Annotated in this window: 20 protein-coding genes; 9 read left to right on the forward strand and 11 right to left on the reverse strand. The window is 69.0% G+C overall.

The annotated features are described in order from the left end of the window. Nucleotides 1-124: 124 nt before the first annotated feature. Nucleotides 125-1,396, reverse strand: a complete 1,272-nt coding sequence (locus DL519_RS02065; RefSeq protein WP_190812643.1) for an MFS transporter — start codon at nt 1,394-1,396, stop codon at nt 125-127. Between the two features lie 181 nt (nt 1,397-1,577). On the opposite strand from DL519_RS02065, the gene DL519_RS02070 reads away from it, so the two are divergent. From DL519_RS02070 to DL519_RS02080, 3 genes are all read left to right on the forward strand, one after another. Next, on the forward strand, nt 1,578-2,237 hold the full coding sequence (locus DL519_RS02070; protein WP_190812644.1) for an ArsR/SmtB family transcription factor: 660 nt from the start codon (nt 1,578-1,580) through the stop codon (nt 2,235-2,237). Continuing rightward, the gene (locus tag DL519_RS02075; RefSeq protein ID WP_223838353.1) at nt 2,201-2,608 is read left to right on the forward strand and encodes a hypothetical protein; all 408 of its coding nucleotides are present in this window, start codon (nt 2,201-2,203) and stop codon (nt 2,606-2,608) included. Before DL519_RS02070 ends, DL519_RS02075 begins: the two co-directional genes overlap by 37 nt. 143 nt (nt 2,609-2,751) lie before the next feature. Continuing rightward, on the forward strand, nt 2,752-3,948 hold the full coding sequence (locus DL519_RS02080; protein ID WP_190823701.1) for an MFS transporter: 1,197 nt from the start codon (nt 2,752-2,754) through the stop codon (nt 3,946-3,948). Between the two features lie 334 nt (nt 3,949-4,282). Here the strand turns inward: DL519_RS02080 and DL519_RS02085 are convergent, their stop codons facing one another. From DL519_RS02085 to DL519_RS02105, 5 genes are read right to left on the reverse strand one after another with little or no spacing between them, the layout of a single operon-like run. Continuing rightward, nucleotides 4,283-5,602: an MFS transporter gene (locus DL519_RS02085; RefSeq protein WP_190812645.1), complete on the reverse strand. Its 1,320-nt coding sequence runs from the start codon at nt 5,600-5,602 to the stop codon at nt 4,283-4,285. A gap of 28 nt (nt 5,603-5,630) precedes the next feature. Beyond that, nucleotides 5,631-6,278, reverse strand: coding sequence for a 4-carboxy-4-hydroxy-2-oxoadipate aldolase/oxaloacetate decarboxylase (locus DL519_RS02090; RefSeq protein ID WP_190812646.1), 648 nt, complete (start codon nt 6,276-6,278; stop codon nt 5,631-5,633). A 12-nt stretch (nt 6,279-6,290) separates the two neighbouring features. Beyond that, a complete protein-coding gene (locus tag DL519_RS02095) occupies nt 6,291-7,274 on the reverse strand; it encodes a 5-oxoprolinase subunit C family protein (protein WP_190812647.1) in 984 nt (327 codons plus the stop codon). Continuing rightward, on the reverse strand, nt 7,267-7,974 hold the full coding sequence (locus DL519_RS02100; protein ID WP_223840187.1) for a 5-oxoprolinase subunit B family protein: 708 nt from the start codon (nt 7,972-7,974) through the stop codon (nt 7,267-7,269). Before DL519_RS02100 ends, DL519_RS02095 begins: the two co-directional genes overlap by 8 nt. Then, nucleotides 7,974-8,765: a LamB/YcsF family protein gene (locus tag DL519_RS02105; RefSeq protein WP_190812649.1), complete on the reverse strand. Its 792-nt coding sequence runs from the start codon at nt 8,763-8,765 to the stop codon at nt 7,974-7,976. Before DL519_RS02105 ends, DL519_RS02100 begins: the two co-directional genes overlap by 1 nt. Nucleotides 8,766-9,004: 239 nt before the next feature. Between DL519_RS02105 and DL519_RS02110 the strand changes: the two genes are divergently transcribed. The 4 genes from DL519_RS02110 to DL519_RS02125 all read left to right on the forward strand — a co-directional run bounded on the left by DL519_RS02110 (nt 9,005) and on the right by DL519_RS02125 (nt 12,620). Continuing rightward, a complete protein-coding gene (locus tag DL519_RS02110; protein WP_190812650.1) occupies nt 9,005-10,147 on the forward strand; it encodes a pyridoxal phosphate-dependent aminotransferase in 1,143 nt (380 codons plus the stop codon). 9 nt (nt 10,148-10,156) lie between these two features. Next, the gene (locus DL519_RS02115) at nt 10,157-10,780 is read left to right on the forward strand and encodes a TetR/AcrR family transcriptional regulator (protein WP_190823702.1); all 624 of its coding nucleotides are present in this window, start codon (nt 10,157-10,159) and stop codon (nt 10,778-10,780) included. A gap of 551 nt (nt 10,781-11,331) precedes the next feature. Further along, the gene (locus DL519_RS02120; protein WP_190812651.1) at nt 11,332-12,000 is read left to right on the forward strand and encodes a DUF4142 domain-containing protein; all 669 of its coding nucleotides are present in this window, start codon (nt 11,332-11,334) and stop codon (nt 11,998-12,000) included. After that, complete coding sequence (locus tag DL519_RS02125; RefSeq protein ID WP_223838354.1) at nt 11,997-12,620, forward strand: class F sortase; 624 nt, start codon at nt 11,997-11,999, stop codon at nt 12,618-12,620. Before DL519_RS02120 ends, DL519_RS02125 begins: the two co-directional genes overlap by 4 nt. A gap of 1 nt (nt 12,621) precedes the next feature. On the opposite strand, the gene DL519_RS48295 is transcribed toward DL519_RS02125, so the two are convergent. The 5 genes from DL519_RS48295 to DL519_RS02145 all read right to left on the reverse strand — a co-directional run bounded on the left by DL519_RS48295 (nt 12,622) and on the right by DL519_RS02145 (nt 19,287). After that, complete coding sequence (locus DL519_RS48295) at nt 12,622-12,744, reverse strand: hypothetical protein (protein ID WP_263399555.1); 123 nt, start codon at nt 12,742-12,744, stop codon at nt 12,622-12,624. A 31-nt stretch (nt 12,745-12,775) separates the two neighbouring features. After that, a complete protein-coding gene (locus tag DL519_RS02130) occupies nt 12,776-14,515 on the reverse strand; it encodes a hydantoinase B/oxoprolinase family protein (protein WP_190812653.1) in 1,740 nt (579 codons plus the stop codon). After that, nucleotides 14,512-16,563, reverse strand: a complete 2,052-nt coding sequence (locus tag DL519_RS02135) for a hydantoinase/oxoprolinase family protein (protein ID WP_190812654.1) — start codon at nt 16,561-16,563, stop codon at nt 14,512-14,514. Before DL519_RS02135 ends, DL519_RS02130 begins: the two co-directional genes overlap by 4 nt. Nucleotides 16,564-16,576: 13 nt before the next feature. Beyond that, nucleotides 16,577-17,833 carry an MFS transporter gene (locus DL519_RS02140; RefSeq protein WP_190812655.1) on the reverse strand — a complete coding sequence of 419 codons (1,257 nt, stop codon included), beginning with the start codon at nt 17,831-17,833 and terminating at the stop codon, nt 16,577-16,579. A 716-nt stretch (nt 17,834-18,549) separates the two neighbouring features. After that, nucleotides 18,550-19,287 carry a GntR family transcriptional regulator gene (locus DL519_RS02145; protein ID WP_223838355.1) on the reverse strand — a complete coding sequence of 246 codons (738 nt, stop codon included), beginning with the start codon at nt 19,285-19,287 and terminating at the stop codon, nt 18,550-18,552. 209 nt (nt 19,288-19,496) lie between these two features. Here DL519_RS02145 and solA point away from each other — a divergent pair, with 209 nt between their 5' ends. Together solA and DL519_RS02155 are read left to right on the forward strand one after the other, a co-directional pair. Beyond that, nucleotides 19,497-20,621 (forward strand): N-methyl-L-tryptophan oxidase, encoded by a 1,125-nt coding sequence (gene solA / locus DL519_RS02150; RefSeq protein WP_190812656.1) that lies wholly within the window; start codon nt 19,497-19,499, stop codon nt 20,619-20,621. A 1-nt stretch (nt 20,622) separates the two neighbouring features. Then, entirely contained in the window at nt 20,623-21,585 is a 963-nt protein-coding gene (locus tag DL519_RS02155) for a LysR family transcriptional regulator (RefSeq protein WP_190812657.1), read from the forward strand. Nucleotides 21,586-21,588 lie beyond the last annotated feature (3 nt).

Genomic DNA, 21,588 nt, shown 5'->3' on the forward strand with positions numbered 1-21,588 from the left:
TCGACCGCTGGAGGGGTTGCCGAAGTGTCCGGTCAAGTACGGCCAGCGCGCCTCGGCGACGCGCGATGGGTGTGGTGGCGTTGTAGTCCAGGTAGATCGGGTTATCGGAGTCCGGCGGGGATGCTCAGGGGGTGTCCTCGGCGGCATGGCGGGTTCGGGGATGGGTTTCGTACATGCGGATGGCAACACTGAGACCGGTGGCGAAGCTGAGGGCTGCTGCGGCCCAGATTGCGGCGCGCAGGTCCCAGAGGTCGGCGACGATGCCGCCGAGGACGGCGCCGGCGGCGTAGCCGCTGTCGCGCCAGAGGCGGTAGACGCCGACGGAGCGGGCGCGCCAGCTGGGGTGGGCGACGTCGCCGATGGCAGCCAGCAGTGTCGGATAGACCATCGCGGTTCCGGCTCCCAACAGGACGGTGGCGAGAGCCCACGCGGAGAAGCTTTGGGCCACGGCGATGAGTGCCAGCGCGGCTGTTTGGGTGAGCATTCCGGTGGTGATGAGGTACTTGCGGCCCCATCGGTCGGACAGCGCGCCGGTGGCGAGTTGTCCGATTCCCCAGACCGCGGGGTAGAGGGCCACCAGGAGTCCGACGCGGTCGACGGCCACGCCGACGCTGGCGAACAGCAGCGGGAACAGACCCCAGGACAGACCGAAGTTGAGGTTGTTGACCAGGCCGGCGTGGCTGGCCGAGGACAGGGCCGGGTCGGTGAAGGTGGTGCGGGCGAAGACCTGCCGGTTGGTCAGGCTGGAGTGCTCGCTGGCGTTTCTGCTGCTGGTGTGCTGGGTGGCTTCCAGGTGGGCGTGATCGCGGGTTTCTCGCACCACGAGGGTTGAGAGGCTGAGCCCGAGCACGACGTAGAACGCCCCGAGCAGGAACGGGGCGGGGCGGAGCCCGTACTGCGCGGCGAGATAGCCGGCGAGTGCCGAGGTGATCGCGACCGCGCCGTATCCGGCGGCTTCGTTGAATCCCATTGCCAGCCCTCGCTGCAGAGGTCCGGCGAGATCGACTTTCATGATCACGGTCGTCGACCAGGTCAGGCCCTGGTTGATGCCGAGCAGGAGGTTGGCGGCCACGATCCAGCCCCAGTTCGGGCCCCAGATCAGCATCAGGGGAACGGGGATGGCGATCAACCACCCCGCGACCAGGACGGGTTTGCGGCCGAAGCGGTCGGACCAGGTGCCGGCGAAGTAGTTGGTGGCCGCCTTGCTCAGTCCGAAGACGAACACGTAGCTCAACAGGAAGGTGTAGCCGGCCAGGTGAAATTCCTGCTCGGCCAGGAGCGGGAGCACCGTCTGCTCCTGCCCGACCATCCCGCCAACCAGGGCGTTGACCGCCACGAGCAGGCTGAACTGGGCGAGGTTTGCGCGCAGGCCCAGCCGCAGGCCGGTGGTGCTCATGCTCAGACCTCCAGCGAACGGCCGTCTCCGAGGTTGACCAGGTAGGCGGAATTTCCGAGCCCTTCATCGACGAGCGGAACCACGTCCACCGTGCTCATCGCGGGACCCCACCCATCGGCGGGTGTTCCATCGCCCGCGCGTGACTCGGTTATACACTATTCCAAAGAAGATTGGAGTATTGATGGGTGATCGAGACGCGAAGACGGCCTTGTTCGACCAGTTCGCCCGCGTCGGCAAGGCGCTGGGCAGCGGCAAGAGGCTGGAGCTGCTCGACCTGCTCGCCCAGGGCGAGCGCACGGTCGAGGCGTTGGCGCGCGCGGCGCAGCTGGGGATGACCACCGCCTCGGCGCACCTGCAGACCCTCAAGCAGGCGAACCTGGTCACCACCCGCCGGGATGGCACCAAGATCTACTACCGCCTCGCCGGCACGGACGTCGCCGCCCTGTACGCGCTGATGCGCACCGTCGCCAATGCCTACCTGCCCGACGTGGAAGCGGCCCGCGCCGCCTACCTCGGTCCCGACGATGCCGAACACGTCAGCCGCGAGGAACTGCTCCGCCGGGCCCGGCTCGGTGACGTCGTCGTGCTCGACGTGCGTCCGCGCGAGGAGTACGAAGCCGGGCACATCCCGGGCGCGGTGTCGATTCCGGTAGAAGAACTGGCCGACAAGCTCGGAGAAATCCCGGCCGATCAAGAGATCGTCGCCTACTGCCGCGGTAGCTACTGCGTGCTCGCCCACGACGCTGTGCGTCTGCTGGCCGCCCACGGCCGCAGCGCCCGACGGCTCACCGACGGGATGCTCGAATGGCAACTTGCCGAGCTGCCCGTGGAAACGAGCTGACGCACGCCCACGTCGACCCGCGCACCGAAACCCGCGCGGGGATCTACCGAATGCGAGGCATGATGACCGTCGACCTGGGACGCGCACAGCGCACGCACTGGCAGTCCACTCACCGGGCCCACCCCCACATGTACGGCGACGAACCATCCGAACCCGCGCAACACGCGGCCGGCGCCTTCTCCGCCGGCCACGCCACTTCGGTCCTCGAACCGGGCGCCGGGCACGGCCGCGACAGCGTCCACTTCGCCCGGCGCGGATTCACGGTGCACGCCACGGACTTCAGCCGCGATGGCCTGACCGAGGTCCACGCCTTCGAAGAAGGTGGATTGCCACGCCGCCTGTGGCGCATCACCCGAACCAAGCCCCGCTGACCTCACCGAACCTCCCACCGGAGCGTCCGGCACTCGTGCCGCCCCAACGCACTGGCGGAGCCGCCGGAAGCCCTCGCCGCGCCCTGCCCGAAAGGCCCCCCGTGCCCACTGCAGTTCATCCAGCCCAAAAGCGCATCCTCGCCGTGCTCGTGACCGCCCAGATCCTCAGCGGAGCCGGTCTCGCCGCCGGCATCACAGTTGGCGCCCTGCTGGCGCAAGACATGCTCGGCAGCACCAGCCTGTCCGGGCTGCCCAGCGGACTTTTCACCATCGGTTCCGCCGCCGCCGCGATCATCGTCGGACGAACTTCGCAGCGCCTGGGCCGCCGCACCGGGCTCTCGGTGGGCTACGCCGCCGGAGCTGCAGGAAGCCTCGGGGTCGTCATTGCCGCCGCCACCGGCAGCGTGCTCCTGCTGTTCCTTGCGCTGTTCGTCTACGGCGCGGGCACCGCCACCAACCTCCAGGCCCGCTACGCCGGAGCCGACCTCGCCTCGCCACAACACCGCGGCCGGGCCGTGAGCACCGTCCTGGTGGCCACCACCGTGGGGGCGGTTGCCGGACCAAACCTGGTCACCGCGACGGGCCAGTTGGCCGATGCTCTGAACATCCCGCGTCTGGCCGGTCCCTTCATCCTGGCCTCGGTCGCCTACGCAGCGGCCGCGGCCGTGCTGTGGACCATGCTCCGCCCCGACCCCCTGACCACCGCGCGCACCATCGCCGCGGATGCGGCAGATCCCGCAGGGAAAACTCCGGGGCAGGAAGCGACCGACACGCGAAGCGGACGCAACGCGCACCTGGTGCTGGGTGCGGCCGTCATGGTGCTCACCCAGCTCGTCATGGTCGCCATCATGACCATGACGCCCATCCACATGCAGCACCACGGCCACGACGTCAGCGCGGCAGGCCTCGTCATCGCCGTTCATGTGGCCGGGATGTACCTGCCATCCCCGTTCAGCGGGCTGCTCGTCGACCGCTTCGGGCGGATGGCCGTAGCCGCCGCTTCCGGGGTCACCCTCCTCGGCGCGGGACTGCTCGCGGCCCTGGCACCGCCGAACTCCGTCGCACTGCTGGCCTTCGCTCTCGCTCTGCTCGGGCTCGGCTGGAACTTCGGGCTGGTCAGCGGCACCGCGATCATCACCGACACCGTCCCATTGGCAACCCGCGCCAAGACCCAGGGCGCGGTCGATGTCGCCGTCGCCCTCGCCGGGGCAGGGGGCGGCATGGCATCCGGTCTAGTCGTCGCCGCCAGCAGCTACACCGCACTCGCCGGCATCGGAGGCGTCCTTGCCCTGGCCGTCATCCCGGCCGTCGCCTACACCGCCCGCCCCGCCCATCGATGAATCCTCCCCCGGTGGTGCGCGGGTATTCCGCCGATCTCGGCTCGTGACCACTGGAGGGCACCGAGGCGCCGACCCGACTGCTCAGCGCGTGGCAGTCGGGTCGGCGCGGCGGTCGTCGAGTAGCTCCCGGTCAATTCGATCTCGCCCACGGTGGTGCTCACCCGACCGACCTGCTGGTCGATGGCGGTTACACGGCCCGCTGAGCGACTTGTGCGGAGACCCCACAACCGCCTCGACGACAGTGGGATCGGGACCTCGCCCGCAACGAGCGGATGAGGGCCCGATCTTCTCGCGCCTCGACGGCGAATGTGCTGCGAGGACTAGTCTTTTGCCGCTATTTGTCGGTGAGCGAGGAGCGCGCGGTCTCCCTCGCCAGCAGGACGGAGACGCCGGTTGCCACAGCTGTGAGGATGACGTAGTAGGCGGGGATGGCGGGGTCGCCGGTCGCGGAGATCAAAGCCGTGAGGACCAGTGGGGCCGCGCCGCCGAACACTGCGGTTGAGATGTTGTAGCCGATGGAGTAGGCGGTGTTGCGGACCCGGGTGGGGAACATCTCGACGAGGACCGCGTGGATGATCCCGGCATGTCCGGAGTAGAACAGGGCCATGACGACCGCTCCGAGGACCGAGGCGATGACGCTGCCCTGCGTCATCAGCCAGAAGCAGGGATAGGCGAGGATCACGAGGCCGATCGCCGAGGTCATGAGGACCGGGCGGCGGCCGATGCGGTCCGACAGCTTGGCGGCGAGCGGGATGGACACCGCGATCACGACCAGGGACACCGCGGTAACGGTGAGGCCCTGGACCTGGTTGAACTTCAGCTCTTTCGACAGGTACGTGGGCATGTAGGTGAACAGCACGTAGTAGCCGGAGCTGTTGAGCACCGGGACCCCGATGGCCAGCGCCAGGTTGCGCAGGTTCCCCTTCTCGGCGAACGTCTCCCGGAACGGGTTGGCCGCCACGGTGTCGGATTCTTGGAGCTTGGTGAAGCTGGGCGTGTCGTGCAGCCGGGCTCGGATGTAGTAGCCGACGATGCCCAGCGGTGCGGCGAGCAGGAACGGCACCCTCCAGCCCCAGGCTTGCATCGCCTGCTCGCTGAGGGCGGAGTTGAGGCCCATGGCGAGCAGGGTGCCGGTGAGCAGGGCGGTGAACGAGCCGACCTGGGTCCAGGACATCAGGAATCCGCGCCGGTGGGCGGGGGAGTGTTCACCCACGAAGGACATGGCGCTGGCGACTTCGCCGCCTGCGGAGAAGCCCTGTGCGATGCGCATGCACAGCAGCAGGATCGGTGCGGCGATGCCGATGGTGTTGTAACCGGGGAGCAGGCCGATGGCTGTGGTGGCGCCGGTCATCAGCGTGAGCGCGAAGACCAGCACGGTGCGTCGGCCGATCCGGTCAGCTAGGTAGCCGAGGACGAGACCGCCCAGTGGGCGGAAGAAGAAGGTGAGGGCGAATACGCCGTAGGTCATCAGGAGCGCGGCGGTGCTGCCTTGTCCGGCGAAGAAGACCGTGGCGATGATCGGGGCGAGGAAGCCGTAGATGCCGTAGTCGAAGAACTCGACGAAGACGCCGAGGCTGCCGGCGAGGGTGACGCGTCGCAGCTGGGCGGGTGATGCCTGCTGATCGATGGGCTCGGTCGTTCGGGTGGGGGTCATGCTTGACTCCAGGGGCGAGTGGTTCAGGTCAGCGGTAGCCGTGTTCGGTGAGCTTGGGACCGAGGCCCATGAGCTCGACCAGGCTTTGCCCGCCCTGCAAAGCGGTTCGGAAGCGGGCTTCCTTCTGCTCGCGGGCTTTGGAGAGCTCGATGACGCGTTCGACGTCGGCGGCGGGGATCACTACGACGCCGTCGGCGTCGCCGACCACGACATCGCCCGGGTTGATCGGGACGCCACCGCAGGTGATCGTCTCGTTGATCTTGCCGGGTTGGTTCTTCCCGGTTCCCTTGATGCAGATGCCGCGGGAGAACACCGGGAATCCCATGTCGACGATGGCTTGGCTGTCGCGCACGGAGCCGTCGATGACCAGTCCGGCGATGCCGACCTGCTGGGCGTAGAGGGTGAGGATGTCGCCCCATGGGCCGGCTTCCAGGAACCCCTTGGCGTCGACGACCAGGACGTCGCCGGGGCGGGCGAGGGTGACGGCGTGCTGGATGGCGAGGTTGTCGGCGGGTTTGCAGTCCACGGTCAGTGCCGGACCGGCGACGGCCATCGCGGGGTGCAGGGGTTTGATGGCGCTGTCGAGGGCGCCGGTGCCGCTCTGTGCTTCGTGCACGGTGGCGGTCCCGAGTTCCTTGAGCCTGGTCAACTGATCGGCGGTGGAACTTGCGGTCATGGGAGTCCTCTCTCAGGCGGTGCGGCAGGAGATGCCGAGTGCGGTGAAGACCGTGCCGACCCGGTTCGCCAGAGTTCTCAGCCGGTGCTGGCGGGCCCTGTGCGTCGCGACGGCGTCGGCGACGGTGCGGTACCGGAAGCGGAGGTGCTGGCCGGGACGGAGTTGTCCCAGCGCGTCTTGGGCGATCTTGGTGGCCACTGCGATCACGGGGTAGCCGGCGGTGACTGGTCGGCCTCGTTGCAGCACGAGCAGCTCTTCGGAGGGCGGGACTTCGACGGCGCCGACGGGGATGCCGCGCGAGAGCACCTCCGCTGAGCTGGAGCGCGGTGGCACGGGGCCGGCCAAGCGCAGTCCGATGTGGTTGCTGCGCGGGGTGACCGCGTAGGTCGCCGATGCGAGGAGTTCGCGGCCGGTGGGGAATTCGGCGATGTCCGGTCCGTCGGTGACGTCGATCGTGCAGGGATCCGGGAATCGCGGCGGCACGGCTCCCAGGCAGAACAGCGGATGGCGGAAGACCGGGTGGTCGACTGGTCGGTAGTCGCTGCGCAGGCCGATCGTCGCCCCGGTCGCCAGCTGGGTACCGACACCCAGCAGGGAGTCCGGTGCGCAGCTGTCGAAAACCGTTGGTGCGTCGATGGTTCCGTGCACCGCGAGGTAGCAGCGGAGCCCGCCCGTCGGCGCTGCGGCCCGGATGGTCGTGCCGGGTTCCAGGCACAGCGGTTCCCACATCCGGCCGAGGTGGTTGTTGATGGTCACGTCGGCCGGTGCTCCGGTGACGGAGACCAGCACGGGACGAGTGGTGCTCAGCGCGAAGTCGGTCGCGGTGATCTCGATCAGGGGGGCGCTGCGCGGATTGCCGACCAGGATGTTGGCCACGGCCGCCGAGTACTGGTCGGCGGCACCGTTGACGGGCACGCCCCGCCGGGCGAGCCCGCGGCGTCCGAGGTCGGTGATGGCAGCGATGCCGGCCTGGCGCACTTGGAGTTCTTCAGGCATCCGTGACCTCCGGGCCCTGGGCGGCGCAGTCGCTCCAGCGATCGGCGTCGATGGGGACGAACCGGAACCGGTCTCCCGGTTGGTACGGCACGTACGGCTCGTCGGCGATGTCGAGCAGCTTCAGCGGGGTTTGCCCGATCAGCCGCCAGCCGCCGGGGGAACGCACCGGGTAGATGACTGCTTGGTGGCCGGACAGCGCGACGGAGCCCGGCTCGACGGCGACGCGGGGTTGCGGGCATCGGCTGATCGGCTGGGCGAATGGCGTGCCGTCCATCATGGGGGCTCCGGCGGGCGCGCCGAGGAAGCGGACTGGGAACTCGCGGCTGCAGAGCGCGTCCACCACGTCTTGTTCGGTGATGCCCAGTTCTTCCGCCACGGCAGGAAGATCCGGTCCGCAGGAGCCGCCGAAGACAACCGGGATGCGGAAGGCGCGGCTGCCCAGCGGTGCTGGCGCGGTGGGCAGGGCTGCGATGGTCCGGTGCACCGCTTCCGTCAGCTCGGTGTGCGTGATCTCGTCGCAGTCGAACTCGACGAGCAGGCTGTCGTAGGTGGCAACCAGGTCACTGACTCGATCATCGGGCTCGAGGGCGTCGGCCAAGCGCTGCACCGCCTGCCAGCAGCGCTCGGGGCCCGCGCCCGCCGCTTTGGCGAGTACCGCTGAGTCGCCGAAGTCGGTGATCTGCCATGTTGGCGGGGCCATCACCGGGCGGCTCCGTTCTTGGCGGCCAGGACCTCGGTCAGCGGTCGGATGCGCACCGCCGCGGCGACGAGTTCACGACGGACGGTGCGGGCCAGTTCGACCGCACCGGGGGTGTCGCCGTGCAGCAGCACCGAGTCGCATCGCACCGGGATGTCGCGACCGTTGACCGATCGGATCACGCCCTCGGTGACCATCCGCACGACTCGTTCGGAGACCTCGCGAGGATCGTGGATCACTGCATCGGGCTCGGAGCGGCGCACGAGTGTTCCGTCGTCCTGGTAGGCGCGGTCGGCCAGGCCCAGGACCGCGACCGGGAGCCCGCGCGAGCGTGCGTGCGCGGCCAGCCGGCCTTCCTGCACCACGGTGATCAACGACGGGTCATAGGACTGCACGGCATCCGTGACGGCCTCGGCGTACTCGTCGTCGGTCACCACCAGGTTGCCGAGCCTGCCGTGCGGGGTGACGTGGCGCAGCCGGGTGCCGTGCGCGGCGGCGAACGCGGACAACGCGCCGATCTGGTAAAGCACGTCGGTGCGCACCTCGTCCGGAGTCATCTCCAGTGCCCGCCGGCCGAACCCCACCAGGTCGGGGAACCCGGGGTGCGCACCGACCCCGACCCCGCGGCGAACGCAGGCGCGCACGGTGGAATCCATCACCCGCGGGTCGCCGGCGTGGAAGCCGCACGCGATGTTGGCCGAGCTGACGACGTCGAGGAGCGCTTCGTCATCACCCATCCGGTAGGCGCCGAAGCTCTCCCCGAGATCCGCGATTAGATCGACTACCGCACCCATGCGACCTCCCGCTCGATTCGAGATTGGTATCTCAGTTCAGGACAGCGTGGCGAGCCGTTTCCGTGTTGTCAATAGATTGCGCGTGGAACTCTGCGCGGTTTATGCAGCCGAAACGGTGATCGCGACCGAAGGATGAGGCTTGACTGCGGAGCGCCAACCTCTCCTATACTGCACCAAAACCAAGACTCAACTCTCGGTTTGTGCCGAGCTTGCCGAGTCGCTCGTCATGAGGAGAAGCTGTGGTCCGGTTCCAGCCGTCGCTCGCGATCACCCGTGTTCAGCGTTCGTCGCTTCGGCCTGCCGGTGCGGTCCCGCCGGCCGGGACGTTGTCGCTCGCCATGGGGGAACCCGATTTCCCGACCCCGGAGCCGATCGTGGAAGCCTGCCGGCGCGCGCTCGCCGACGGCTACACCCACTACGGAGACCTCAACGGCGACCCCGAACTCCGCGAGGTGATCGCCGCGGCTGCATCCGGGTTGTCCGGCCAGGCGTACTCGGAAGGCAACGTCGCGGTGACCCACGGTGGCGCTGCCGCGATCAATGCCACCGTCCTCGCCGCCGTGAACCCGGGAGATCGGGTGGTGATCCCCGAACCCACCTACTCCCTCTACCCGGACGCGGTGCGGTTGGCCGGCGGCGAACCGGTGCTCGTCCCGACGACATCAGGTCACCGACTCGATCTGGACGCGCTCGCCGACGCCCTCCGCGGCGCGCGGATGATCGTGCTGTGCAACCCCGTCAACCCGACCGGAACCGTGTTCACCAGTGAGGAACTGGGCGCCCTGGGTGAGTTGCTGGACGGGACCGATGTCCTGGTGCTGGCCGACGAGGCGTACGCCGAGATCGTCTACGACGGGGTGCCGTTCACCTCCGCGCTCGCCGTCGAATCCCTGCGCGAGCGCCTCATCTACTGTCAGACGCTTTCGAAGACCTACGCCATGACCGGCTGGAGGGTCGGGTACGTCGTCGCACCGGTCGAGGTGACGGCGCCCATCCGTCATGTGCACCGCACCTTCAACAGCGCTCTCAACGCCGCTGCCCAGCGGGCGGCCATCACCGCATTGCGACTCGGCCCAGAACTGGCGGCGCCGATGCTGCGCGCCTACCAGGAGCGCCGCGACCTGGTGGCCAAGCGTCTCGCCGAGATGGACGAGGTCGAGGCGACCAACCCCGAAGGCGCGTTCTACGCCTTCGCCAAGTACCGCTGTGCGCTGCGCTCCGAGGAAGTCGTGCAGCGCCTGCTGGCTGGTGGTGTCGCGGTGCGCGCAGGCAGCGAATACGGCCCCTCGGGGGAAGGCCACATCCGGCTCTCCTTCGCTGCCGACTTCGATACGCTCGACGAAGGACTGAACCGCCTGCAGAAGATCCTTGGGCGACTATAGGAGGCATCGCTGACCACCACACCGGGGCGCCGCGCGCCGGCCCGCGGCCGGCCACGTCGGGACGCGGTCCGCAACCGAGAACGCCTGCTCGAAGCCGCGGGGGAGCTGCTGCGCGCCGACCCCGGCGGTGTCTCCATGCCCGCGATCGCGGACAGGGCCGGCCTGTCGGTGCCCACCGCCTACCGGTACTACTCGGCGCTTGACGACCTGCTCAATGCCTACCTGCACCGAGTGATCGTCGAACTGCGCGACTACAGCCACGACTGCCCGAAAACCGGTCCGGCGCTGTTCGAGGAAGTCGCCGGCGAATGGGCCCGGCTGCTGGAGAGCTACGGGGCCGCGATGGTGCAGCTGCGCGCCCGCAGCGGATTCCTGGCGAGGCTGCGCGGCAACGACCCGGTCATCTCCACCGTGCGAGAGGCGTGGGAACGACCGGTCCGCAGCGTGATGCGGCACCTGGAGATCCCGGACGAGCACTTCGAACACGCCTTGTTCCTGTGCAACATCATGTTCGACCCGCGCGAGATCTTAGACCTCGTCGAGACCGGCCTCACTCGTGAGGAGGCCCTCCGGCACCTCGAACACGCGTACTTCCAGGCACTTGTGGGATGGGCCAACGCCGCCGGTGCCTGAGTGCCACGGCGATCGTCCGGGGCGTTCGGTGCGAGTCGTCCACCTGCGTCGGACTATCCACAAAGGAATCTTCGGGCCCCGGCAGCAGCAACGTCAACAGTGCATGCCGCGACGTTTCGGTCAGCCGGCGGACATCGACGAGATTCGGTTCGTGCTCTGGATCATGGCGCGCGGCGCAGCGCTGCCCTGAATCTGAAGCCACCTGCTGGCGGCAGGACAGCCCGCGCCTTCGGCCTCCGCCGACGTCGGCCGGCGACCCGAACGCCCGGCCGCGGCATGACCGTCGCCAATGGACAGTCATGCCGCCGGAGACCCGCCTGTCACAGTCTCGGGTTGAACGGGTCGGTGACGCTGCCGTCGGCAATGATCAACTGGTTCCCTACGCGGTGAACTGGGAAAAGGCTTTCGAGAATCGGTGGAGGCCGGATACCTCTGGTGATGCCTCCGACCACCGGCCGGAGGTCCGGTAGTAATTCACCGACGTTTCCGCTGCCGAACGTGTGGGTATTCCCACGGCGCAATGGTTCTTGACTGGGGGGATGATGACCAAGATGAGGAAATGCGCTGCCGCCGCGGTCGGTGGCGTGGCCATGGTGGCGGCGTTGGCGGTGCCCGACGTTGCGGCGCACGCGGCCGCAGTGCCTGAACAGGACAAATCCTTCATGACGCAGGCCGCGCAGGTGAACCTGGCGGAGATCACCATAGGCAAGCTGGCACTGCAGAAAGCCACCACGCCGCAGGTGCGGTCGCTGGCGCAGGAAACGCTCACCGACCACCAGGACGCGCAGGGCAAGCTCGAACGGCTGGCGGAGCAGAAGGGTGTGACGCTGCCATCGTCGCCGAATGCGCAACAGCAGAGCACCGGAAAACAGCTGGAGAGCGCGTCGGGCGCAATGTTCGACACCATTTACCTGCAGGCGCAGATCTCCGGGCACCAGGAGGCGAGCACGCTGACGCGTTCCGAAATCGATTCCGGTGGGAATGCTGACGTGCAGAGCTTCGCGAAGGACTTCCTCCCGGCGGTCCTCAAGCACCTGAGCCATGCCCAGGAGGCCGCGAAGGCCCTCGGAATTCCGCCGAAGGGGGCCAACACGGGTTCCGGCGGCCTGGCGGAGCGAGCGCAGTCCAGCGCTGGCGATCTGGGCCTGGTCGCGGGCGGTTTGGCGATGGTCGTGGCTGCCGGTGCGGTGCTGCTGCGGTGGCGCCGGCGGACCGGGTGAGCTCATGGCGACGCCGGGCGCCGGTGGTCGTGCTGGCGCTCGGCCTGGTGACCGCGGCGGCGGGACTCGGCCACGCTCTGGTCAACGGTCCCGCCCTCCCGCACACCGGGACCGTTCCGCCTGCCCATGCGGGACCTTTTCCGGCTCCAGCGCAGGAAGCGCTGGAGCCGGTGTCGCTGAGCGAGGTGCCGCAGCGCATGCGGCTATCGGCGATGGGTGTCGACGCGCCGGTGCAGCCAGTGCTGCCCGGGACGGACCGCCAGCTGAGCGTGCCCGAATCACCCGACGTGGTCGGCTGGTGGAGCGCCGGCGCCGCGCCGGGTTCCCGGACCGGCACAGTCGTGTTGGCTGGGCACGTCGACACCCGCAGCGCCGGTCCGGGTGCGCTGTTCCGGGTGGCTGAACTCCAGCCGGGCGATCCGATCGAGGTCACCTCCGCGCACAGCACGACCCGGTACCGGATCGCGGCAGTGCGCAGCTACCCCAAGGCATCCCTGCCGGCGGACCTGTTCGACCGCACCGGCAATCCGCGCCTGGCGCTGATCACCTGTGGAGGCCCCTTCGACGACAGCACCCGCCAATACGAGGACAACATCGTCGCCTACGCCGTTCCGGCGTAGGCTACACCGCGTTCGTCCACCTCGTCACGTGCTGGGCGCGCTCCCAGTAGCGTTCGAAGGTCTGCTGCATCCATTCCTGGTCGAACGGCTGATCCCCGCGCTGCAGGATGCTGTCGCCGGGCACCTCCGGGAGCTGAGGGCCCGGCTGATTCTGGCTATTTCGCGCGAAATCGCCAACCCTCGCCGAGCTGCTCGTTGCCAAGTCCATTGAGGACGGGAGGATGCCGTGCAGACCCGGCGTCGCCGAGCTGGATGGAGCTGTGCCTCGGCTCCGGTCCCGTCCCGGAGCCGAGGGCACGGCACCAATCGTCGTTGCGCCCGTAACCGCCGCCGCCCGCGGTCTGGATGCTCAGCGTCTCACCCCGTTGCAGGTCGAGGCGGTTCATCGCGGACAGCTGCTGCGAACTGCCGTTGCGGACGACGTGGACCTGTGCCGGGGATCCGGGCTCGCCGCCGTGCAGCCCCCACGGGCGCCGGGTGACCCGTGCGGTGGCCACCACCGCTGACACCCGCCCAGCGGTCACTTCCAGCTCCCGCACGAGTCCGCTGCCGCCGTCGAACCTCCCGGCCCCGCCGGTCCCGTGCGCGATGGCGTAGCGCTTGACGCGCAGCGGGTATTCGCGCTCGATGACTTCGCACGGCGTGTTCCGGGTGTTCGTCATGTGCGTGTGCACGGCGTCCGCGCCGTCCATGCTCGGCAACGCACCTTGACCGCCACCGTAGGTTTCCACGTACGAGAAGTAACGTTGCGTTTCGGGATCGTGGCCGCCGATCGTCACGATGCTCATGCTGCCGCTGGAGGCAGCCGGGACGCGGTCCGGAACGAACTGTTCGAACGCGCCGAACAGGACGTCGACGATGCGCTGGGCGGTCTGCGTGTTGCCGTTGGACACCGGCGCCGGGAACTGCGCCGCGACCACGCTGCCGGGGCGAGTGCGCACCGAGACCGGGCGCATGAGCCCTTCGTTGGAAGGCAGCGTCGGATCGGCCAGCGCTTTGACCGCGTACGCCGCACAAGCCTCCGCGATCGCGTAAGAGCAGTTCACCGCTCCCGCTACCTGGTCCGCGCACTCGGTCAGGTCGACCACGAGTTCGTCGCCCCGCTTGCTCACCGTGGCAACGATGGGCACGTCCTCCTCCCGGACCCCGGTGTGCTCCAGGTAGTCCGCGAACCGTGCGCACCCGTCGGGCATCGCGCGCAACGCCGCGCGGGTGCGGCGCTCGGCGTAGTCGATCAGCGCCTCGCCTGCCGCGCGGAATCGCGCCACGCCCCAGTCCTCGACGAGCTCCTGGATGCGCCGGGCCCCGAGGCTGTTGGCCGCGACCTGGGCCATGAGATCGCCGCGGGTCTTGTCGGCGGTGCGGACGTTGGTCAGCAGCAGGTCGAGGACGTCCTGCTGGATCTCGCCCCGCTTGATCAGGCGCAGCGGCGGAATCCGGATGCCTTCCTGGAAGATCTCGGTGGCGTGGGTGGCCATGGATCCCGGCGCGAGCCCGCCGACGTCGACGTGGTGGGCCATGTTGGCGACGACCGCGATGACCTCGCCGCCGACGTGGACCGGGGTGATCAGGCACGTGTCCGGCAGGTGCGATCCGCCCAGGTAGGGGTTGTTGGTGATGACGACATCACCCGGGGCCAGGGAGTCGACGCCTATCTCGGCCAGGGTGTTGCGGATCAGGGTGGGCATCAGGCCCAGGTGCAGCGGGATGTGCTCGGCTTGGGCGATCAGTTCGCCGCCTGCGCGGTAGACGCCTGCGGAGCAGTCGCGCCGGTCCTTGATGTTGGGGGAGTAGGACGTGCGGATCAGCGTGGTGCCGACCTCCTCGGCGATGGACTCCAGGCGGTTGCGGGCGATCTCCAGGTCGGCGGGGTCCAGGGCGATGTGCTGCGTCATCGGGCTTCCTCTGGGTGGATGTGCAGGAATCCGTGCTCGTCGTGCCAGCACGCCTGCCCGGGGGAGACAACCGTGGTGGAGTCGAGCTGTTGCAGGACGAGCGGTCCGGCGAGGCTGACTTGTGCCGGCAACTGCTCCCTGCGGTAGACGGGGGTGTCGTGCCACTGGCCGTCGAAGTACGCGCGGCGCTTGTCCACCGGGTCGGGAGCATCACCGGTGGGGAGTTTCGGCTCGACGCGTTGTTCTTGCCATCCCGCGGTGACCGTGACGCGCGCGGTCACGATTTCCAGTGCCGCGTCGGCGTCGCAGAACCCGTAGCGCTCTTCGTGGATCGTGTCGAATGTTCGGCGCAGTACGGCGAAATCGTCCGTCCACGCGGTGCGGAGTTCGTAGCTCTGCCCGAGGTAGCGAGCGTCCACGGCACGTTCGAACACGGCATCGGTGGCGCTGACACCCTCGTCTTCAGCCAGGAAGTCCTGCGCCTGAGCGGCCAAGGTGTCCAACGCTTCGGACACGGACGGCATTGCGGAAGCAGTCGTCGCCGACACGTTGAGGGCGAAGTCGTGTCGCACGGGCGTGTCCAGCATGCCGACCGCCGACGCGATTCCCGGGTGCGGCGGAACGACCGCGGCACGCATGCCCAGCTCGCGGATGAGCTCGGCGGCGTGCAGCGGCCCGGCTCCGCCGAAGGCCATCAGCGTGCACTGGCGCAGATCCACTCCGCGCTCGACGCTGACCTTGCGGATACCGCGCCCCATGGTCGCGTTGATGACGCGCAAGACACCGGCCGCGGTCTCGGTATCACCGAGCCCCACAGCTCGCGCGAAGTCCGCCAGCCGCCGCCGCGCAGTTGCCACGTCCAGCGGTAGGCGCCCGTCGAGCAGGCTTTCGCCGAGGCGGCCGAGGAGCGCGTGGGCATCGGTGACGGTGATGTCGGTCCCGCCGTGGCCGTAGCACGCGGGCCCGGGCCGAGCACCTGCGCTGTGCGGCCCGACCCGCAGCCCGTCCCCCGAGTCCCGCCATGCGATGGAGCCGCCCCCGGCCCCGATGGTGTGCACATCCACCATGGGCATGCGCAGCGGGTATCCCTCGATCTCACCTGCGGTCATCTCGTCCGGCACGCCGTCGCGGATCAGCGCGATGTCGGTGCTCGTGCCGCCGATGTCGAAGCTGACCACGGAGGGCAGTTCGAGCTGCCGGGCCCACCGCGCCGCGCCGACCACACCGCCGGCGAGTCCGGAAAGGACGGTGCGAACGCTCTGCTCCTGCGCCACGCGCGAACCGAGCAGACCGCCGTTGGACTGCATCACCCAAAGCCGCGCCGGAACACCGACCTGCGACAGCTGCTTGTCGAGGCGGTCGACGTAGCCGGCGATCTTCGGCTGGACGTAGCCGTTGAGCACCGCTGTCGAAGTGCGTTCGTACTCGCGCATTTCCGGTGTGATCGAGGTGGCGGCGAACACCGACGGCACCACCCCGGCCTCGCGGAGCGCCTCGACGACCTGGTCCTCATGTGCGGGATTGGCATAGGCGTTGAGCAGTGAGACGACCACGACGTCGGGTTCGGCCGCGCGGATCCGGGCAATCAACTCGTCGAGGTGGCGCCGGTCCACCGGCGCGAGTTCCGAGCCGTCCGCCGCGAGCCGTTCGCGCACTTCCCAGGTCAGCTCGGCGGGGGCCAGGGGACGCGGGCGGCGCGCGGTCTGGTCGTACAGGGAAGGGCGCGTCTGGTAGCCGATTGCCAGCAGGTCCCGGAACCCGTCAGTGGTCACCAGGCCGACGCGTGCACCGGTACCGGTGATCACGGTGTTGGTGGCCACCGTTGTGCCGTGCACGAAACGCGCGACTTCACCTGGTTGACCGGCCACTTCGGACAGTGCTTCGGTGAGGCCAGCGATCACCGCTTCGTCCGGGGCGTGCGGAGTGGACGGGACTTTCCACACGAAGACCGAGCCGTCCGGTCGGTTCACCGCGATGTCGGTGAACGTGCCACCGGTGTCGATGGCCACTCGGTAACCGCGCTCTTCCGCCGGTGTGGGAAGGGACATCAGAACTCCTCGATCAATTCCGCCGACCGACCGCGTCGGCCAGGATGTTTCGGTTGCGGGTCTCGGGCAGCAGAGCCAAGGCGACGAACCCGAGCACGGCTGCGATGGCACCGACCCAGAACACCGCGGTTCCCAACCCGATCGAGGTGCCCCACGCGCCCACGGACAACGGCCCGAACGCTGCGAGACCGCGCCCGACGTTGTAGGCGAAGGCCTGCCCGGAGGCGCGGGACGTGGTCGGGAACAGCTCCGCGAGGTACGCGCCCATACCGCCGGCCTGCCCGGAGGCGAAGAAGCCGAGCACGAAGCTGATGGCGTACCCGATCTCGGGATGTGCGATGGGGGAGAACACGAACAAACCGATGCTCGCCACCGAGCCGAGGAAGAACAGCGCGAAGGTGGGGCGGCGTCCGATCGCGTCGTGGACGAACCCGGAAGCCAGGTACCCGGCGAACGAGCCGATGATCACGACCCAGGTGTAGCTCGCGGTACCGATGACCGAAAGGCCGCGCTCGGACTTCAGGAACAGCGGCAGGAAGACGAACACCGAGTAGTAGATGCCTTGGATGCAGATGCCCAGCAAGGTCGCGAGCAGCGTGGTCCGGAGCTGACCGCGGGTGAACAGCGCCGCGAACCGGTTGTGCCGCACGGGCGTGATAGCGGCGAGATCGACGCGGTCGCGCGTGGTCCGGCGGATGACGAACGCTACCGCAGCAGGCAGCACGCCGATCGCGAAGAGCACCCGCCAGGCGAACTCGGGCGGCATGAACGAGAACACCAGCAGGTACGTCGCGGTGGAGACGGCCCAGCCGATGGCGTAGCAGCTCTGCACGAACGCCAGGACGCGGCCGCGGCGAGCGGCCTGAGTGTACTCGGCGACCAGGGCCGCGCCGACTGCCCACTCGCCGCCGAAAGCCACGCCCTCCAGCACGCGCCAGGTCAGGAACTGCGGAAAGTCCTGCGCAGTCGCGGTCAACGCGGTGAACACGCTGTAACCGATGATCAACCAGGTCAGGACTCGCACGCGGCCTAAGCGGTCGGCGAGCACACCGCACACCACGCCACCGACCGCGGACGCCACGATGCTCAGCGCCGTGACCCAGCCTGCCAGGGCGGTCGAGATGCCCAGCACCGGTAGGAGCACGGTCAGCGCGAAGGAATACATGGTCCAGGTCAAGCCGTCCAGACCCCATCCGATGCCGGCAGCGGCTACGGCACGCCGGGCATCGGAATCCGATCTGGTCGGGGTGTCGGCCTGCGTTGTGGTCATGACGAGCTCCGATCCCTGGGGTTCCCTACCTCTTCTGAGCACCGGAGCGGCCACGAGGCCCGGCGATCGCTCCGGGGAAATGCTGAACGGTCCGATGTGGACGAATCGCGGGTGGTGCCGCTGCGGTCCTCGGCCACGTCATCCGGCAGTCCCGAATTCTCGCCGGGCGCGGCAGGATTCCTTTTCACCGAAGGGGAAAGTTCGGCATCGGCTGCGACCCTGCACACCGTGAGCCACAGCATGGTGTCGCCGACGACCTCGCTCAGGCGCCTCGTCGTGTTGCACGCGACAACGGACAGCTTCGACCCGCACCGACGATGCAGGAAGACGTGGTTCAGGGCGCCATTGGCCACGTACGAGAACGAGTCGATGCCAACACCGGCGAGCGCGGATCGGACGCAGTCACTGTCGAGTCGGACACCGCGCGGCACGGTGTAGAGGTCTTCCATCGCTGAGCACCCTTTCGCGTCAGCTCGATCGTCGGGCGGCCTGGAACGTGCGCACCCGCTGGAGATCGCGGACTTCGCCGGCCGGCCGGAGTCATGAGCGGGCCGTTGGCGACGGGCTCGAGGGCCGCTTCGGGTTCGTACCACCCGGTCGGCTCATTTGGAATTCGAACCGTATACGAAAACTACCCCGGGGTGTTCCAGAACACAAGACCCCGCGTCACCTGGGGCGACGCGGGGTCTTCGGCTGGGGCCGGGCGGCGGATGGGTTCAGGAGTCGTGCGGCACCAGCGGGGTGGCAGGCAGCTCGCCCGCCAGTTCGATGCCGTCCACCGTGCGGGTCTGGAGGAACTCCACGACCCTGTCCCGGAACAGGTGGACGTGCCTGGCAGCGATCTGCTCGGCCGCGTCCGCGTCGTGATCGCGCACCGCCGCGAGCATCTCCTCGTGGTCCTTGCAGGTGCGCTTGAAGTGCGAGACGAGGTCCGCGGCGAGCCCGGCGTCCCCACCGAAGCTCAGGTACGCGAGGCGCTGGCCCTGATCGTGGATCGGCCACGCCAAGCTGCGGAGGTGCTCGTTGCGCGCATGCAGCGCTTCCAGTCGGTGCAGGTGCGCGTTCGCCGCCGAGATCGCCGCCGGTGAGCCCGCCTTGATCGCCTCGTTGACCTCGGTATTCGCCCTCGCGAGGTCCTCGATGTTCCCCTCGGTGGCGCGGGCCGCCAGCAGCCGCGCGGTCGCTCGCGCCACGACGATGTGGGCCTCGAAGAGCTCGGCGATGTCCACCAGGTCGAGGGGACGCACCGTGAAGCCACCCTTGGGGCCGACGTTGACCAGGCCTTCCGAGCTCAGGCGGAACAACGCCTCGCGCACCGGGGTCCGGCTCAGGCCGAGTTCTTCGGCCAAGCTGATGTCGTCCAGGCGCTCGCCGGGGCGGGCCTGCAGCGTGACGATCTTGCGCTTGAGCTCCTTGTGAGCCTGGTCCATGACGGAACGATCGCGCTTGGGCACGGGTTCACCTTCCCGCCGGCGGGCAGCGAGTCCGCAGCTCGCCACGACTAACTCCAGGCTCGAATACTAGTGGAATTCCAACGCGCCCCACGGCCGCCGGGTGTGCGGGGCCACAGGGCGATCTATAAAAGATCGGCTATAGCTTTACTGCCTTTTCATATCGATGAGGTATTGCAGCGATTCGTCGGGGGAGTTGAGAATCCCCGTCCATGGATGCAGACGTCATTGTGGTGGGGCTCGGCAGCGTGGGGGCGATGACCAGTTGGCGCCTCGCCGAGATCCACGGTGCGCGGGTCGTCGGCGTGGAGCGGCACGCGCTCGGGCACGACGCCGGGGGCTACGCGGGCGAGTCGCGGCTGTTCCGCACCGGGTACCACGAGAGCCCCGAGTACGTCCCGCTGCTGCTCCAGGCCCGCGACCTCTGGCAGGAACTGGAGCAAGGCGGGCAGCGGACCCTGTTCCATCCCTCGGGGGTGCTGTCGATCGGCGCTCCGACGATCGCGCCGATGCGCAACGTGCTCGCTTCGGTGCAGCAGCACGGCATTCCGCACGAGGTGCTCGACGCAGCCGAGCTGCAGAGCCGGTTCCCACAGCACGGGTCGATCACCGATGAGATCGGCGTTCTCGACCGGCTCGGTGGTGTGCTGCGGCCCGAGTCCGCGGTGCAGGAAGCGCTGCGCCGGGCGCGGAGAGCGGGGGCTGAGCTGATCGACAACGCCCCGGTTACCGGGATCGAGGCAGTTCCCGGTGGCGTGCGGGTCTCGACCGCGCGGGGTGTCCGCACCGCCAAGCACGTCGTCATCACCGCGGGGGCCTGGGCGGCGCAGCTGCTGCCGGAACTGAGGGAGTTCATCGACATCCGCCCCCTGGTGCTGACCTGGTTCGCCCCGGAGAATCCGAAGCAGTACGCACCGGAGGTCTTCCCCGGCTTCATCCGCGACCTCGGGGACGTCCACCTGTTCGGCATCCCGAGCGTGGACGGCGCTTTGGTGAAGGCGGGCTGGGCCGACGCCTGGGGCTCGATCGACGATCCTGCCGAGCTGACCCGCTTCCTGGAACCGAGCGCCCTTTCCGGGGTCGGCCGCGAGGTCCACGCCCTGGTGCCGGACCTGCCGGCGCACCCGAGCCGGCACTCCGTCCACATGGACTCCTACACCCCGGACCGGCGGGCCGTGATCGGGGCAGTCCGGCCCGGTGTGGCGGTCGTCGCGGGGCTGTCCGGCCACGGCTTCAAGCTCGCGCCCGCGTTCGGCGAGATCGCGGCCCGCTTGGCCCTCGGACTGCCGCAGCAGCACGACATCTCGCTGTTCGCGCCGGACCGGTTCGGGGGCTGACGTGGAGCTCCGGCTGCTGCGCCACTTCGTGGCCGTGTACGAGGAACGCAGCTTCACCGCTGCGGCGCGACGCCTGCACACCGTGCAACCTCCGGTGAGCCAGGCGATCGCCAACCTCGAGCACGAACTCGGGGTGCGGTTGTTCGAGCGGACCAGCCGCTCCGTGTGGCCCACCTCCGCCGCCGACGTCCTCTACCCGGAGGCGATTTTCCTGCTCCGGAGGGCCGCGGAGACCAAGACGCTGGTGCGCGGGGACGCGGGCCGCACCCCGGTCCGGATCGCCGCGGTGACCTCCGCATTCCCCGCCCTGCTCCCGGCGCTGCTGCCGGAACTGGCGGAGTGGGATCCCGTGGTGGTCGACCTTGGCAGCTCCGAGCAGCGGCACGCCCTCGCAGCCGGGCGCATCGACCTGGCCATCCTCCGGGACTGGGCGGACGACGCCCCGGACCACATCGTGCTCGCCGACGAACGGCTCCTGCTGGCCGTTCCGCTTGATCACCCCCTGGCGGAGGCCGACACCGCATCCCTGCGCTCTGTCGCCACGGAGCGGATCGTGCTGTTCGCCCGGGACCGCGCCCCGGTCGCCTTCGACGCAATCGCCGCGGCCTGCGCCGAAGCCGGGTTCTCCGCCGAACCGGTGGCCCACGTGCAGAGCGAGCAGGCGATGCTGGGTCTGGTCTCGGCCGGGCACGGCGTGGCGATCGTCTCCGAGATCCTCGGGCTCACGTCCTGGCCCGGCGTGCGCTTCCTGCCGCTTCCCGACACGACCACGCGCTCGCCGCTGCGTGCGCGGGTCGCCAGTCGGGATCCGCTCGGGTTGCTGCCGGTCGTCGAGCGCGCCTTCCGGTCCGCCCAGCAGGCGCTCGGTTTCGGCGGGGACGACCCCGCTCGCAGCAGCGCGAATCATCCCACCGCCCCCGACGCCGGATACGCCTCGGGAAGGCACCCGCAACCAACACCGTAGGAG

Source organism: Saccharopolyspora pogona (assembly GCF_014697215.1).
Lineage (GTDB): Bacteria > Actinomycetota > Actinomycetes > Mycobacteriales > Pseudonocardiaceae > Saccharopolyspora > Saccharopolyspora hattusasensis.

Excerpts from the sequence above, each read along its gene's own strand:
- DL519_RS02105 (WP_190812649.1), bottom strand. The coding sequence starts at position 8,765 with ATGGGTGCGGTAGTCGATCTAATCGCGGATCTCGGGGAGAGCTTCGGC.
- DL519_RS02130 (WP_190812653.1), bottom strand. The coding sequence starts at position 14,515 with ATGACGCAGCACATCGCCCTGGACCCCGCCGACCTGGAGATCGCCCGC.
- DL519_RS02140 (WP_190812655.1), bottom strand. The coding sequence starts at position 17,833 with ATGACCACAACGCAGGCCGACACCCCGACCAGATCGGATTCCGATGCC.
- DL519_RS02085 (WP_190812645.1), bottom strand. The coding sequence starts at position 5,602 with ATGACCCCCACCCGAACGACCGAGCCCATCGATCAGCAGGCATCACCC.
- DL519_RS02095 (WP_190812647.1), bottom strand. The coding sequence starts at position 7,274 with ATGCCTGAAGAACTCCAAGTGCGCCAGGCCGGCATCGCTGCCATCACC.
- DL519_RS02075 (WP_223838353.1), top strand. The coding sequence starts at position 2,201 with ATGGCAACTTGCCGAGCTGCCCGTGGAAACGAGCTGACGCACGCCCAC.
- DL519_RS02120 (WP_190812651.1), top strand. The coding sequence starts at position 11,332 with ATGAGGAAATGCGCTGCCGCCGCGGTCGGTGGCGTGGCCATGGTGGCG.
- DL519_RS02070 (WP_190812644.1), top strand. The coding sequence starts at position 1,578 with ATGGGTGATCGAGACGCGAAGACGGCCTTGTTCGACCAGTTCGCCCGC.
- DL519_RS02135 (WP_190812654.1), bottom strand. The coding sequence starts at position 16,563 with ATGTCCCTTCCCACACCGGCGGAAGAGCGCGGTTACCGAGTGGCCATC.
- DL519_RS02065 (WP_190812643.1), bottom strand. The coding sequence starts at position 1,396 with ATGAGCACCACCGGCCTGCGGCTGGGCCTGCGCGCAAACCTCGCCCAG.
- solA (WP_190812656.1), top strand. The coding sequence starts at position 19,497 with ATGGATGCAGACGTCATTGTGGTGGGGCTCGGCAGCGTGGGGGCGATG.
- DL519_RS02090 (WP_190812646.1), bottom strand. The coding sequence starts at position 6,278 with ATGACCGCAAGTTCCACCGCCGATCAGTTGACCAGGCTCAAGGAACTC.
- DL519_RS02100 (WP_223840187.1), bottom strand. The coding sequence starts at position 7,974 with ATGGCCCCGCCAACATGGCAGATCACCGACTTCGGCGACTCAGCGGTA.